The organism is Streptomyces rishiriensis, assembly GCF_003112535.1.
In the GTDB taxonomy this organism is placed as follows: Bacteria; Actinomycetota; Actinomycetes; order Streptomycetales; family Streptomycetaceae; genus Streptomyces; species Streptomyces rishiriensis.
In genome coordinates this window covers 110,249-123,924 of record NZ_BEWA01000007.1, presented here as the reverse complement: position 1 = coordinate 123,924, position 13,676 = coordinate 110,249, and the positions used below count along the sequence as shown (strand labels likewise).

The following is a 13,676-nucleotide window of genomic DNA, read 5'->3' as shown; positions in this document are numbered from 1 at the left end:
CGCCGTCACCACCCCGTGCGCCATCGCCTTCATCCCGTGCACCGCCGTCACCACCCCCGCACGAAATACCGCGCCACCGCCTGAAGCGCTTTCTGCACCACCGCCTGAAGCACGTTCTGCACCACCGCCTGAAGCACGTTCTGCACCACCTCCAGAACCATCTTCTGCACCACCTCCAGAACCACCCAGCATCCGAGGGGACCCGAGGGGAGCCGCACCATGCGCGCAGCCGTACTGCACGAGATCGGTCAGGACAAGCTGGAGGTCCTCGACGACGTCGAGGCGGTGGGCTTCGGCCCGGGCCGGGTCAGGATCCGGGTGCGGGCCACGGGGCTGTGCCACTCGGACCTCTCCGCGATGGGCGGGGTGCTGCCGCAGCCCGCGCCGTTCGTGCCCGGACACGAGGGCGCGGGCGAGATCCTGGAGGTGGGGGAGGGCGTCACCCGGGTGAAGCCCGGCGACCGGGTGGTCGTCTGCTGGCTGCCGGCCTGTGGGGCGTGTCCCGCCTGCAAGCGCGGTCAGACCGAACTGTGCCTGGCCGGGTTCATGAACGCGGGCACGCCCAACTTCCGCCGCCCCGGCGGGGACGTCTTCGGCTTCGCGGGCACCGGGACGTTCGCCGAGGAGGTCGTCGTCGACGCGGGCTGTGCGGTCCCGATCCCCGACGACGTCCCCTTCGACATCGCCGCGCTCATCGGATGCGGCGTGACCACCGGACTGGGCGCCGCGCTCAACACGGCGGACGTGGAGGCCGGTTCGTCGGTCGCCGTCATCGGCTGCGGGGGCGTCGGCATCTCCGCGATCCAGGGCGCGCGGCTCAAGGGCGCCGCCGAGATCGTCGCCGTCGACCCGGTCGCCTCGCGCCGGGACGCCGCACTGGACTTCGGGGCCACGAAGGCCGTCTCGCCGGAGGAGCTGCCCGGCGCGAAGCAACTCGTCACCGGGGGCGAGGGGTTCGACTACGTCTTCGAGGTCGTCGGCCGTTCCTCGACCGCGCGCACCGCGTACGAGAACACCCGGCGCGGCGGCACCCTCGTCGTCGTCGGGGCGGGCGCCCTGGACGACTACCTCCAGCTCAACATGTTCGAGCTGTTCTTCGACGAGAAGCGGATCCTGCCGTCGATGTACGGCGGCGGCGACGTCCTGCGCTCCTACGAGCGGACGATCGCCCTGTGGCGGGCCGGCCGGATCGACCTGTCGGGCCTGATCACGCACCGTGTGGCACTCGCCGAGATCAACGAGGCCCTCGACCAGATGCGTACCGGGGCCGCGCTCCGCACGTGCATCGAGATCTGAGGCCGCCGCATGTCTCAGCACACTCCCGACCGTGTCTCCCGCCATGTGTCCCGGCCGCTGGAGGGACTCTCGGCGATCGTCACCGGCGCCGGGCGCGGGCTCGGCCGGGCCGAGGCGCTGGAACTGGCCCGGCTGGGCGCGGCCGTCGTCGTCAACGACTTCGGCCAGCCAGGCCGCGACGGTTCGGGCGAGGCGTCGGCCGCTCCCGCCGAGGAGGTGGCCCGCGAGATCCGGTCGGCGGGCGGCACGGCGTTCGCCCACACCGGGGACGTCGCCGACTTCGAACAGGCCCGGCTGCTCGTCGAGTCGGCGATCGCCGAGTTCGGCAAGCTGGACGTACTGGTCAACAACGCGGGCATCCTGCGCGACCGCATGGTCTTCTCGATGGCCGAGGAGGAGTGGGACGCGGTCGTCCGGGTCCACCTCAAGGGCCACTTCAACACGACCCGGTTCGCCGCCGCGCACTGGCGTGAGCGCTCCAAGCGGTCGGGGTCGCCGGTGTACGGGCGGATCGTGAACACCTCGTCGGAGGCGTTCCTCGCGGGATCGGCCGGGCAGCCCAACTACGCGGCGGCGAAGGGCGGGATCGTCGGGCTGACGACGTCCACGGCGCTCGCGCTCGCCAAGTACGGGGTGACGGCCAACGTCATCTGCCCCCGCGCCCGCACCCGGATGACGGAGGACGTCTTCGCCGGGCTGTCCGGGCCGGAGGGCGGCGGGCTCGACCCGCTCGCTCCCGAGCATGTCGCCCCGTTGGTCGGCTATCTGGCCTCGCCGGCCGCCGCGCGGATCAACGGACAGCTGCTGGTGGTGCACGGAGGCATGGTCGCCGTCGTCGAACGGCCGCGTGTGCGCGCGAAGTTCGACAGCAAGGAGGACACGTTCGGCTATGAGGAACTGGACGCCGTCCTCGGCGCGCACTTCGCCCAGCGGCCGGCCGGGGAGACGTTCGCGGCGGCGGAGGTGCTGGGACTGAAGCGCGGCGAGGGGTAAGGGACGCGGCGCGGCGACGGGCAGGGCGCGCGGCGCGGCGACGGGTGAGGGCATGCGGCGCGGCGACGTGTGACGCATGTGGCGCGGCGGAAGGCGAGACATGCGGCGCGGGGACGGGTGGGGTATGCGGAAGGGGCTCCGGCCGTCCATGGACGGCCGGAGCCCCTTCGCTGTGTTCCCGGCGCTGTCAGACAGTCGCCTCGGCCCTGTCGTCGGCCCGGTTCTCAGCCGGCTTGCGGTGCCGGCCGTGCGGTGCCGAGTCGCCGTCGTGAGACGAGACCGGGCCCCGGTGCCGGCCGTGACCGGCCGTGTCCTGGGAGTCGGTGGTCAGCGGCCGCATCGTGCTTGTGTCGCTCATCGGAAAAGTTCACCCCGTCAACATGATCTTTCTTTACAGCCGGGCGATTTTATCCAGCACACCGAGGGGCGAATCCAGGCGGCCACGCCAACCGCAGCTACTTCGTTACAAGGCCGCCCAGAGGGGCCTGTTGGAGGGGGATCGGACGGGGTGCGCAGGGCGCCGGAGCCGCCGGTTCCGACGCTTCCCCCGAGGGGGCGGGCTCGCCGTCGAAGGCGGCTTCGGGCGGGGGCGCGGCCGGCGCGGTCAGCGGCGCCACGCCACACGGTTCGGCCTCGGTGGCGTACGGCAGACGCAGCACACCGTCCGGCGTCCACAGCCCGCTGCCCGCCAACCACCCCTGCGGGGGGACGAGTTGGTGCAGCCTGCGTTCGGCGGGGCGCCAGACGCCGACCCAGGCGCCGAAGGGGCCGTCGATCCGGAGCGCCACCGCGCAGGCCTCCGGCACGAGCATCTGGCCCGGCTGGATCGCGAAGGGGGTGAGCACGAGGTCGGGCAGTCGCAGGCACTCCGGGAAGCGGACCGGCAGCGTGCTGCCGAGGACTCCCCAGCCCAGGCGGGTCTCTCCCGGCGAGGGGGCGTCCGAGGCGATGAGCAGCAGGCCGCTGTCGGGGTCGGAGAGCAGCAGACGGTCGTCGCTGTCGGCGGCGAGCTGCAGCAGGGGGGATACTTCGCCCCCGCGCTCCAGGTCCACCACGACGGTCTTGGTCCGGCCGGCGACCTCCTGGTCCAGCGCGAGCATGCGGCCCGTGCGGTCCAGCCAGACGCCGCCGGAGCAGCGCCCCGCGATCTCCGCGAGGTGCTCGGGGCCGAAGGACCCGCCCGCGACCAGCCACACGGTCGTCGTGAAGCGGCCGACGGCCAGGGCGTAGGCGCGTTCGCCGCAGGGGGCCGGCGGGAGCAGGCGCAGCCGGGCGCCCTCGTCGGGGCACTCGACGGCGCCCAGCGGCAGTTCGCCCGTGCCGGGGCCGGTGGGGTACAGCAGGGAGAAGGCGTGCCGTCCGTCGGCGAACCGCCGGATGAGGACCCGGCCGTCGGCCATCGGGTGCACCTCGGTGCCGGGCTCCTCCGGCTGGTTGCCGGGCAGCGGCACGGCGTAGGGCTCGGGGCCGTCCAGGGTCCAGCGCTCCGGGAACCAGGAGTCGCCGTCGCGGGCGAGGCGTGCGGCGTAGGCGCCGTTCGCCGTGATCACGCAGTCCCCGTGCGGTGCGGGCTCGAGGATCTCGCCGTCCGCCGCGGTGGGCTCGATCGCACAGGCCGGCATCGGCATCGGCATATGCGTCGGCGTCGGCGTCGGCGTCGGAATCGGCGTCGGCGGTGTCGTCGTCGGCATCGGAATCGGCGTCGGCATCGTTGTGTCACCTCCGGCGACGAACGCTAGTTTTCGCACGCGCGGGCGTGGGTCCCACGAGCTGCCTTCTTCCCTCGAAGGAGTGGCGCAGAAGCGATTCGCCTGAGGTCGGAGGAACGCGTGTGCTTCGCCCGGCCGTCCGAAGGGCCGCCCGCGGCCCCCGCCGCGGCCGGGTTCGGCGCGCCGACCGCGCGTGACGGGCCCGTTCTCCTGAGAGGGGCGGTACGGGCGGTGCGGGCGCGCAGAGGGGGCAGGTAGCCTTTTGTTCGTGCCCCGTCTGTCTGAAGTCATCGCCGCGCTGGAGAACCTGTGGCCCGCCGAACGGGCCGAGTCCTGGGACGCGGTCGGTACGGTCGTGGGCGATCCCGGGCAGCAGGTCTCCCGGGTCCTGTTCGCGGTCGACCCCGTCCAGGAGATCGTCGACGAGGCCGTGAAGCTCGGCGCCGACCTGCTCGTCACCCACCACCCGCTGTATCTGCGCGGGACGACGACCGTCGCGGCCTCCACCTTCAAGGGCCGTGTCGTGCACACCCTCATCAAGAACGACGTCGCCCTGCACGTCGCCCACACCAACGCCGACACCGCCGACCCCGGAGTGAGCGACGCCCTCGCCGGCGCCCTCGACCTGCGGGTCGTCGGCCCCCTGGTGCCGGACCCGAGCGACGGCGGGGGGCGGCGCGGCCTCGGGCGCGTCTGCGAACTCGACCACCCGGTCACCGTCCGCGAACTCGCCGCCCGCGCCGCCGAGCGGCTGCCCGCCACCGCGCAGGGAATCCGGGTGGCCGGGGACCCGGAGGCGCTCGTACGGAGGGTGGCCGTCAGCGGCGGCTCCGGGGACAGCCTCTTCGAGCAGGTCCGCGCAGCAGGCGTCGACGCCTTCCTCACCGCGGACCTGCGCCACCACCCGGCGTCGGAGTTCATCGCGGCCGGCGCCCCCCGTCCTCTCGCGCTGCTCGACGCGGCGCACTGGGCCACCGAGTGGCCCTGGTGCGAGCTGGCGGCATCCCAGCTCGACGAGATCTCCGACCGTCGGGGATGGGACCTCAGGGTCCATGTCTCCCGCACGGTCACCGACCCCTGGACCGCCCACGCGGCGTCCGACACCACCTCTAGCTCAACAGGAGCCCCCAACTGAACGCCGAGCCCGCCGACCAGATCCGACTCCTCGACGTCCAGGCCCTCGACGTCCGTCTGCAGCAGCTCGCGCACAAGCGCAGGTCCCTGCCCGAGCACGCCGAGATCGAGTCGCTGAGCAAGGACCTCACACAGCTGCGCGACCTCCTCGTCGCCGCGCAGACCGAGGAGGGCGACACCGCCCGCGAGCAGACCAAGGCCGAGCAGGACGTCGACCAGGTGCGTCAGCGCGCCGTCCGCGACCAGCAGCGGCTCGACTCCGGGGCCGTCACCTCCCCCAAGGACCTGGAGAACCTCCAGAAGGAGATCGTCTCGCTCGCCAAGCGGCAGGGAGACCTGGAAGACGTCGTCCTGGAGGTCATGGAGCGCCGCGAGAGCGCTCAGGAGCGGGTCGCCGAGCTGACCGAGCGGGTCGGCTCCGTGCAGGGGAAGATCGACGACGCCACCGCGCGCCGGACGCGGCCCTCGAGGAACTCGACGGCGAGGCGGCCACGGTGACGAAGGAGCGCGAGGTCATCGCAGGGTCCGTCCCCGCCGAGCTGCTCAAGCTCTACGACAAGCTGCGCGGGCAGCAGGGCGGCATCGGCGCGGCCAGGCTCTACCAGCGCACCTGCCAGGGCTGCCGCCAGGAGCTGGCGATCACCGACATCAACGAGATCCGCTCGGCCGCGCCCACCACGGTCGTCCGGTGCGAGAACTGCCGCCGCATCCTGGTGCGCACGTCCGAGTCCGGTCTGTAGCCGCGCCACCGAGAGGCTTGATCCGTGCGGGAGTTCATCGTCGAGGCGGACGGCGGGTCACGGGGCAACCCGGGGCCCGCGGGCTACGGCAGCGTGGTGATCGACGCGGTGACGGGGGAGACGCTCGTCGAGCGCGCCGAGTACATCGGCGTCGCCACCAACAACGTGGCCGAGTACCGGGGGCTGCTGGCAGGGCTGCGGGCCGCCCGTGAGCTCGATCCCTCGGCGAAGGTGCGCGTGCGCATGGACTCCAAGCTGGTCGTCGAGCAGATGTCGGGCCGCTGGAAGATCAAGCACCCCGACATGAAGCCGCTCGCCGCGGAGGCCGCCCGGGTGCTGCCGGGCGGGCAGGTCGCCTACGAGTGGATCCCGCGCGAGCAGAACAAGCACGCCGACCGGCTGGCCAACGAGGCGATGGACGCGGGCAAGCGGGGCGAGCAGTGGGACGCCGGGGCGTCGAGGGCGGAGCTCGACGCCAGGGCCGCCGCCGCTGCCTCGCGCGCTCCCGAGCCGTCCGGACCGCCCGGCGACGCCGTCGCGGGCGCGGCGAAGGCCCGCGAGGCGCTGACCCGGACCCGCCCGTCGTCAGCCCCGCAGCCACAGCCACGGCAACAGCCGCAGGCACAGGAACAGCCGCAGGCACAGGAACAGCCGCAGGCCGCGACGCGGTCCGGCGCCGCTGACGTGCGCGCCGCCCGTACCGTCGCCGCGCCCCGCGTTCCCGCCGTCGCCGCCCCCACCGTCGGCTGGGGTGCGGCCCCCGACCTCGGGGCGCCCGCGACCTTCGTCCTCCTGCGGCACGGCGAGACGCCGCTCACTCCGCAGAAGCGGTTCTCCGGCAGCGGCGGCACGGATCCGTCCCTCTCGGACGTCGGCAGGGAACAGGCCGAGCGGGTCGCCGCCGCGCTCGCCCGGCGCGGCACCGTGCAGCACATCCTCGCCTCCCCGCTGGCCCGTACGCGGGAGACCGCCGGCGCGGTCGCGGCCCGTCTCGGGCTGGACGTCACCGTCGACGACGGGCTGATCGAGACGGACTTCGGCGCGTGGGAGGGGCTGACCTTCGGCGAGGTCCGCGAACGCTACCCCGACGACCTGAACGCCTGGCTGGCCGATCCGGAGGCCGAGCCGACCGGCGGCGGCGAGAGCTTCGCGGCGACCGCCGTCCGCATCGCGGCCGCCCGCGACAGACTGGCCGCGGCCTACGCGGGCCGTACGGTCCTGCTGGTCACCCACGTGACCCCGATCAAGACGTTCGTGCAGCTCGCCCTCGGCGCCCCGCCCGAGTCCCTGTTCCGCATGGAGCTGTCGGCGGCGTCGCTGTCGGCCGTGGCCTACTTCGCGGACGGCAACGCCAGCGTCCGCCTGTTCAACGACACGTCCCACCTGCGGTGAGGCGGGAGGCGGTGCGGGCGAGCTCCTCGATCCGGGACCAGTCCCGCGCCGCGACCGCTTCCGGCGGGACCATCCAACTCCCGCCCACACAGCGGACGTTGGGCAGGGCGAGATACTCCGGTGCGTTGTCGGGACCGATCCCGCCCGTCGGGCAGAACCGGGCCTGCGGGAGCGGTCCGGCGAGCGAGCGCAGATAGGCGGTACCGCCCGCCGCCTGCGCGGGGAAGAACTTCATGTCCCGCACACCCCGCTCCAGCAGGGCGACGACCTCCGACGTCGTCGACACCCCGGGCAGGAAGGGGAGCCCGCAGGCGCGCATCGCGGTCAGCAGGACGTCCGTCCAGCCGGGGCTGACCAGGAACCGCGCCCCCGCCGCCGCGCACGCCGTCACCTGCTCCGGCGAGATCACCGTCCCGGCCCCCACGACGGCCTCCGGCACCGCCCCGGAGATCTCCCGGATCGCGTCGAGCGCGGCCGGCGTCCGCAGCGTCACCTCGATCGCGGGCAGCCCGCCCGCCACCAGCGCCCGCGCCAGCGGCACGGCGTCGGCGGCGTCCTCGACGACCACCACGGGCACCACGGGCGTCGAGGCGAGATCCAAGAGCGAGGCAGCCGACGGCGAGGACGGGGGTGAGGTCATGCGCCTCATCCTGCAATCGGCGCGCACTCCGTGCAAAGGTCGTTGCACATGCTGCAATGACCTGGAGGAACTGGAGGCCCTCCAGACCTGGAGGAACTGGAGGCCCTCCAGACCTGGAGGAACTGGAGGCCCTCCAGACCTGGAGGACTGGAGGACCTCCCTCGGCGGACATCCCTCAGTTGGCCTCCTTCAGTGGACCTCGTCCACCAGGACGTCCAGCGCCCACGCGGTGCCGTTCCGCGTCGGCGCGTGCTCCTCCACCGTGTAGCCGAGATCCCGCAACGCCTCCACCAGTTCCGCGGGGCTCCTGGGCGCGATTCCCGCCGTCAGCAGGCTGCGCACGATCCGCCCCTTCGTCGCCTTGTTGAAGTGGCTGACGACCTTGCGGGTCGGCGCGTGCAGCACCCGCACCCCGGCCGTCCGCGCCGCGACCTCGCCCTTCGGCTTCCACGCCGCCGCATACGCCGCCGACCGCAGATCCAGCACCAGCCCCTCCCCGGCGGCCTCGGGCAGCACGGACGCCATCGGCGCACGCCAGTGCGCGCCCAGCGCGCCGAGGCCCGGCAGCTTCACGCCCATGGAGCACCGGTACGACGGGATCCGGTCCGTCACCCGGACGGCGCCCCACAGTCCCGAGAACACGAGCAGCGACCGGGCCGCGCGCCGCTTCGCCGCGGGTTCCAGGGAGGCCAGGCCGAGGGCGTCGTACAGCACGCCCGTGTAGATCTCCCCGGCCGGCCGCGCGCCCGCCGTGCGCAACTGTGTGTTCTTCGCGATCTCGCCGCGCAGTCCCTCGCTCAGCCCCAGCACCTCGCGGGCCTTGTCCTCGTCGGCCGCGCACAGCTCGACCAGCTCTTCGAGAACCGCCTCGCGGGCGGCGCCGAGCCCGGGCAGGGACAGCGCCTCGGGCTTGAGCGGGGCGCCGCGTCCGGAGGACGCCTTGCCTTCGGAGGGCGGCAGCAGGACCAGCACGGGACATCTCCTCACATCGAACTCAGCAGCACAGCGTACGGCGTGCCACCGGAGGCCCCGGTTCCGCCGCCTGCCGCCTGCCGCCTGCCGCCTGCCGCCTGCCGCCTGCCGTCGCACCTCCGCCGCCGGGGCTCGTGCAGTCCTCGTGCCGCCGCCCCGCCCCCGGCCCGGCATGGAACCGCCCCCGAACGCGTTGCACCCCCTGAGCGCACGTGGGGACGACCGGGGGTGGCGCATGAACCGTGAACAGGCGTGGTGGACCAGAGCCAGGCTGGGCCGCTGCGGGCCGCCCCTCGACCTGCTCACCGCCCGCTTCCAGCGGCACGTCTACGCACCGCACGCACACGAGGAGTTCACCGTCGGGGTGTGCGTGGAGGGGACGGAGATCATCGCCTACCGCGGCGGCCACATCCGCACCGGCCCCGGCTCCATCGTCGTCCTCGACCCCGGCGAGACCCACACCGGCGGCCCGGGCGACACCACCGGCGGCTACGCCTACCGCGCCCTCTACGCGGTCCCCGGCCTCCTCACCGAGGGCGTCCTCGGCGGCACACCGCACTTCCGTGAGCCCCTCCTGGACGATCCCGAACTCGCCGCCGCGCTGCGCCTCGCCCACACGGAGCTGACCGTCCGCCCCGACCCGCTGGAGGCCGAGTCGCGGCTCCCGTGGCTGCTGACGGCGCTGGCCCGACGCCACTCCACGGCCCGCCCGGTGTGCGACACGATCCCCGGCGCCGAGCACATCACCCATGCCGTCCGCACCCGCCTGGCCGACGAGCTGCTCGCCCCGCCCTCGCTGGCCGACCTCGCCGCCGAGCTGGGCCTGTCCCGCTACCAGCTCCTGCGCGCCTTCCGCACGACGACCGGGATCCCGCCGTACGCCTGGCTCGCCCAGTACCGGGTGACCCGGGCGAGAGCCCTGCTGGAATCAGGCCTGCGCCCGGCCGAGGTCGCCGCCCTGGTCGGCTTCGCGGACCAGGCCCACCTCACCCGCTGGTTCCGCCGCGTCCTGGGCGTGACCCCGGCGGCCTACCGCAACAGCGTTCAAGACACCTGACCGGAACCGGCCCAGACTCCTCCCATGACTGCTCGCGGCTGGTTCCTGTTCTCCCTGATGGGAGTGGTGTGGGGGATCCCCTACCTCCTGATCAAAGTGGCGGTGGACGGCCAGGACGGCCTCTCCCCGTCCGTGGTCGTGTTCACCCGCTGCGCCGTCGGCGCGGCCCTCCTGCTCCCCTTCGCCCTGCGCCAACGCGGTCTGACCGGCACCGTGCGGACACACTGGAAGCCCATGCTGGCCTTCGCGGTCATCGAGATCATCGGCCCCTGGTTCACCCTCACCGACGCGGAACGGCACCTGTCGAGCTCCACCGCCGGACTGCTGATCGCGGGCGTCCCCATCGTGGGGGTGGCCCTGGCCCGCTTCTTCGGTGACACGGAGCAGCTGGGCGCACGCCGCGTCGCCGGCCTCGCCCTGGGCCTGACCGGGGTCGGCGTCCTCACCGTCCCGCATCTGACCGGCGGCGACGCCCGCTCCCTGGCCGAGGTCCTGCTGACCGTCGTCGGCTACGCGACGGCGCCCCTGATAGCCGCCCGCCACCTCAAGGACGTCTCCTCCCTCCACCTCACGGCCCCGTGCCTGGCTCTGGCGGCCCTGGTCTACGCCCCGGCCGCCGTCGCCACCCGCCCCGCGGAGATCCCCTCCACCACCGTCGTGCTGGCCCTCGCGGCCCTGGGCGTCGTCTGCACCGGCGTTGCCTTCGTCGCCTTCATGGAGCTGATCAAGGAGGCGGGCCCGACCCGCGCCACGGTCATCACGTACGTCAACCCGGCCGTGGCGGTCGCGGCGGGCGCCCTGTTCCTGGACGAGCCCCTGACGGCGACGATCGTGGCCGCCTTCACCCTGATCCTCGCGGGCTCGGTCCTGGCGACGGCTGCGGGACCGAAGCGCGACTCCCGCCCGGTAACATGGTCGACACGGCAGACGAGCCGGGCGGGCGGCCGCGTGGAGTCCCTCACGGGACTTCCCGAGGAACGTCCGGGCTCCACAGGGCAGGGTGATGGCTAACGGCCACCCGGGGTGACCCGCGGGACAGTGCCACAGAAAACAGACCGCCGGGGGCTTCGGCCCCCGGTAAGGGTGAAACGGTGGTGTAAGAGACCACCAGTGCCCAGGGCGACCTGGGCAGCTAGGTAAACCCCACCCGGAGCAAGGTCAAAAGGAGCACGGTAAAACGTGCTCTGCGCGGACGTTCGAGGGCTGCCCGCCCGAGTCCGCGGGTAGACCGCACGAGGCCGGCGGCAACGCCGGCCCTAGATGGATGGCCGTCACCGAGGCCCTCGCGAGAGACCTCGGCACAGAACCCGGCGTACAGCCCGACTCGTCTGCCGCCACCTGCGGCTTTTCCTGTAAAGGGCCTCCGACCTGCGTCGGAGGCCCTTTCTTTCGTCAGTGAGAAGGCAGCGGCGCTCGACGTCGTCCTCGACCGGCTGAAGTCGGTCGGACTCGACTCGTATGCCATGGCGCTCCACAGCGGCGACACCAGCCGCAACGCAGTGGCCACGAGCCGGGCCAGGCTCTCGTGGAGGAGCCGCGCGCACCGCAACTGTCACGGCAGATTCTTGATCCGTCGGGGTGGGCTCTCCTAGCCGCACAGGGGAGACCGGGCAGAGCTCGCCGCCACCGCTCCCACCAGCCCTGCTTCGGCGAGCACCGCCAGGTACTCTCAGGCATATCGTCAATGCGGCCCGACGGGCTTCCGCTCCACTCCGGTGGAGTCTCGAAGGACACGCCCCCACCCGCACGAGTCTTTTCGTGCTGCCTGGGGGAAGTCCTTGCTGTTCCGCGCGTCCGCGAAAACGGTCGCCGTCATGGCACTCGACGGTTCACTGTTCCTGCACCTCACCGATCAGTTCGCCCATATGCACGGCTACCGGCCCGGCGCCTCGGAAGTGCGTTCCTGGGAGCGCAGCCTTCCCGTCCTGGCCGCAGCCCTCAACGACGCCGGCCTGGGCGACGTGGAGGTCATGCTGGAGTACGCGCTCCCACTGAACAGCAAGCGAGCCGACGTCGTCCTCGCCGGAGTGCACCCGGTCACGGGAGAGCCGTCGTACGTCGTGGTGGAGCTCAAGCAGTGGAGCCAGGCGCTGCCGAACGAGGACGACCCCACCCTGTGCCATGTCGACGCCTACGCGCACCCCGTGCTCAATCCGATCGAGCAGGTGCAGCGATACCGCGACTATTTGGTCAACTTCAACGGCGCGGTGGCCGAGCACGGCGAGCGGATCCAGGGAGTCGCCTTCCTGCACAACGCCACCGAGTTCGGGGTGGCGGGACTGCGGGAGATCGAGCGTGACGCGCGAGGACTGCTCTTCACCGGGGAGCGTCGCGGTGCGTTCCTCGACTACCTCCGGTCGAAGCTGAGCGACAAGCGCCCCGGTGCCCGCGCGGCGGACGAACTGCTCGCAGGAGCCACCGTGCCGTCGAAGCAGTTGATGTCCGTGGCAGCCGAGGAAGTGCGTGAGCGGCAGCAGTTCGTCCTCCTCGACGAGCAGCAGGTCGCCTACCGCATGGTGCTCAACGCGGTGGAGCGGGCCAAGCGCGCCGACCACAAGGAAGTCGTCATCGTCACGGGTGGCCCCGGTACCGGGAAGAGCGTCATCGCGCTTCAACTGCTCGGCGAGCTGTACCGGCGGGGTGTGGCCGCAGTTCACGCGACCGGCTCGCAGTCGTTCACCAAGACGATGCGCAAGGTGGCCGGCTCCCGGAAACGCGAAGTCCAGGATCTCTTCAAGTACTTCAACAGTTTCATGACCACGGAGAAGAACGCTCTCGGCGCTCTCATCTGTGACGAGGCGCACCGCATCCGGGAGACCTCCGCCAACCGATACACCCGTGCGGCCCTGCGGACCGGCCGGGCCCAGATCGACGAACTCATCGACGTCGCCCACGTACCGGTCTTTTTCCTCGACGAGCATCAGGTGGTGCGTCCCGGTGAGATGGGCACCGTGGGCGAAATCCGTGAGGCCGCGGCCCGACGGGGCATCGACTGCCATGTCGTCCCCCTGGAGAGCCAGTTCCGCTGCGGGGGCAGCGACGCCTACCTGCGCTGGGTGGTCCGGCTTCTCGGCCTGGAGCCCGGCGGGCCTGTCGTATGGGAGCCCGACGACCGCATGCAGTTGCTGGTCGCCGACAGCCCTGAGGAATTGGAGGCGTTTCTGGACGCCCGCCGCGCCGAGAAATACGGCGCCCGGATGTCTGCGGGCTACTGCTGGCGGTGGTCGCCCGAGCCGAAGCCCGGAGACCCGCTGCCGCCCGACGTCGTCATCGGGGGATGGGCCCGGCCGTGGAACCTGCGCGGGGACCGGTCGGTCTCCGGTGCGCCCCCGTCCGCGCTGTGGGCCACCGACCCCGCGGGATTCGGGCAGATCGGCTGCGTCTACACCGCGCAGGGGTTCGAGTACGACTGGTCCGGCGTCATCATCGGCCCGGACCTGGTCTGGCGGGGTGACCACTGGATCACGGACCGCACTGCGTCGAAGGACCCGGTCTTCAAGAAGTCGGTATCGGACACCGACGTGGACCGTCTCATCCGGAACACGTACAAGGTGCTTCTGACGCGGGGCATGGTCGGAACGATCGTCTACTCGACTGATCCGGAGACACGGGAGAAGCTGCGGGAACTGGTGGCCGTCCGGCCGGAGCCGCGTCCTGCCACGAACGAGGAGCCCCTTCTGCGGCGGTGAGCACGCGATATCCGGCCACGATCTCCGTGCTTCCAGCCGACTGACGCGTCCTGT

General features: G+C 72.4%; 11 protein-coding genes, 1 other RNA gene and 2 pseudogenes. 9 read left to right on the top strand and 5 right to left on the bottom strand.

Going from position 1 to position 13,676, the window contains the following annotated elements; genetic code table 11:
- Positions 1-47 precede the first annotated feature (47 nt).
- Complete coding sequence (locus Sri02f_RS41200) at positions 48-185, bottom strand: hypothetical protein (protein WP_159106704.1); 138 nt, start codon at positions 183-185, stop codon at positions 48-50.
- A 34-nt stretch (positions 186-219) separates the two neighbouring features.
- Between Sri02f_RS41200 and Sri02f_RS13215 the strand changes: the two genes are divergently transcribed.
- Both Sri02f_RS13215 and Sri02f_RS13210 read left to right on the top strand, forming a co-directional pair.
- A complete protein-coding gene (locus Sri02f_RS13215; RefSeq protein ID WP_109001347.1) occupies positions 220-1,296 on the top strand; it encodes a Zn-dependent alcohol dehydrogenase in 1,077 nt (358 codons plus the stop codon).
- A gap of 45 nt (positions 1,297-1,341) precedes the next feature.
- Entirely contained in the window at positions 1,342-2,289 is a 948-nt protein-coding gene (locus Sri02f_RS13210; protein ID WP_109001532.1) for a 3-oxoacyl-ACP reductase, read from the top strand.
- A gap of 187 nt (positions 2,290-2,476) precedes the next feature.
- Here the strand turns inward: Sri02f_RS13210 and Sri02f_RS41700 are convergent, their stop codons facing one another.
- Positions 2,477-2,647, bottom strand: coding sequence for a hypothetical protein (locus Sri02f_RS41700; RefSeq protein WP_167467541.1), 171 nt, complete (start codon positions 2,645-2,647; stop codon positions 2,477-2,479).
- Between the two features lie 97 nt (positions 2,648-2,744).
- Positions 2,745-3,911, bottom strand: a complete 1,167-nt coding sequence (locus Sri02f_RS13205; protein ID WP_109001531.1) for a hypothetical protein — start codon at positions 3,909-3,911, stop codon at positions 2,745-2,747.
- A gap of 355 nt (positions 3,912-4,266) precedes the next feature.
- Between Sri02f_RS13205 and Sri02f_RS13195 the strand changes: the two genes are divergently transcribed.
- From Sri02f_RS13195 to Sri02f_RS13185, 3 genes and pseudogenes are all read left to right on the top strand, one after another.
- Positions 4,267-5,133, top strand: a complete 867-nt coding sequence (locus tag Sri02f_RS13195; RefSeq protein ID WP_109001530.1) for a Nif3-like dinuclear metal center hexameric protein — start codon at positions 4,267-4,269, stop codon at positions 5,131-5,133.
- A gap of 86 nt (positions 5,134-5,219) precedes the next feature.
- Positions 5,220-5,872, top strand: a pseudogene (locus Sri02f_RS13190) (zinc ribbon domain-containing protein).
- Between the two features lie 24 nt (positions 5,873-5,896).
- Positions 5,897-7,264, top strand: a complete 1,368-nt coding sequence (locus tag Sri02f_RS13185) for a bifunctional RNase H/acid phosphatase (protein ID WP_109001346.1) — start codon at positions 5,897-5,899, stop codon at positions 7,262-7,264.
- Here the strand turns inward: Sri02f_RS13185 and eda are convergent.
- Positions 7,239-7,904 carry a bifunctional 4-hydroxy-2-oxoglutarate aldolase/2-dehydro-3-deoxy-phosphogluconate aldolase gene (gene eda / locus Sri02f_RS13180; RefSeq protein WP_109001345.1) on the bottom strand — a complete coding sequence of 222 codons (666 nt, stop codon included), beginning with the start codon at positions 7,902-7,904 and terminating at the stop codon, positions 7,239-7,241. The genes Sri02f_RS13185 and eda overlap by 26 nt on opposite strands.
- A 189-nt stretch (positions 7,905-8,093) precedes the next feature.
- Entirely contained in the window at positions 8,094-8,876 is a 783-nt protein-coding gene (gene yaaA / locus Sri02f_RS13175; protein ID WP_109001344.1) for a peroxide stress protein YaaA, read from the bottom strand.
- Positions 8,877-9,111: 235 nt separating this feature from the next.
- On the opposite strand from yaaA, the gene Sri02f_RS13170 reads away from it, so the two are divergent.
- The 4 genes and pseudogenes from Sri02f_RS13170 (at position 9,112) to Sri02f_RS13155 (ending at position 13,622) form a co-directional block, all read left to right on the top strand.
- Positions 9,112-9,933, top strand: a complete 822-nt coding sequence (locus tag Sri02f_RS13170) for a helix-turn-helix transcriptional regulator (protein ID WP_109001343.1) — start codon at positions 9,112-9,114, stop codon at positions 9,931-9,933.
- Positions 9,934-9,957: 24 nt separating this feature from the next.
- Positions 9,958-10,746: pseudogene (locus Sri02f_RS44065) on the top strand (DMT family transporter); the annotation flags it as partial.
- A 115-nt stretch (positions 10,747-10,861) separates the two neighbouring features.
- An RNA gene (gene rnpB / locus Sri02f_RS13160) (RNase P RNA component class A) lies at positions 10,862-11,264 on the top strand.
- A 447-nt stretch (positions 11,265-11,711) separates the two neighbouring features.
- Positions 11,712-13,622 carry a DUF2075 domain-containing protein gene (locus tag Sri02f_RS13155; protein ID WP_109001342.1) on the top strand — a complete coding sequence of 637 codons (1,911 nt, stop codon included), beginning with the start codon at positions 11,712-11,714 and terminating at the stop codon, positions 13,620-13,622.
- The last annotated feature ends 54 nt before the right edge of the window (positions 13,623-13,676 follow it).

Bases quoted from the DNA above. Each gene is read 5' to 3' on its own strand.
- Sri02f_RS13215 (WP_109001347.1), top strand. From the start codon at position 220: ATGCGCGCAGCCGTACTGCACGAGATCGGTCAGGACAAGCTGGAGGTC.
- Sri02f_RS41700 (WP_167467541.1), bottom strand. From the start codon at position 2,647: ATGAGCGACACAAGCACGATGCGGCCGCTGACCACCGACTCCCAGGAC.
- Sri02f_RS13205 (WP_109001531.1), bottom strand. From the start codon at position 3,911: ATGCCGGCCTGTGCGATCGAGCCCACCGCGGCGGACGGCGAGATCCTC.
- eda (WP_109001345.1), bottom strand. From the start codon at position 7,904: ATGACCTCACCCCCGTCCTCGCCGTCGGCTGCCTCGCTCTTGGATCTC.
- Sri02f_RS13170 (WP_109001343.1), top strand. From the start codon at position 9,112: ATGAACCGTGAACAGGCGTGGTGGACCAGAGCCAGGCTGGGCCGCTGC.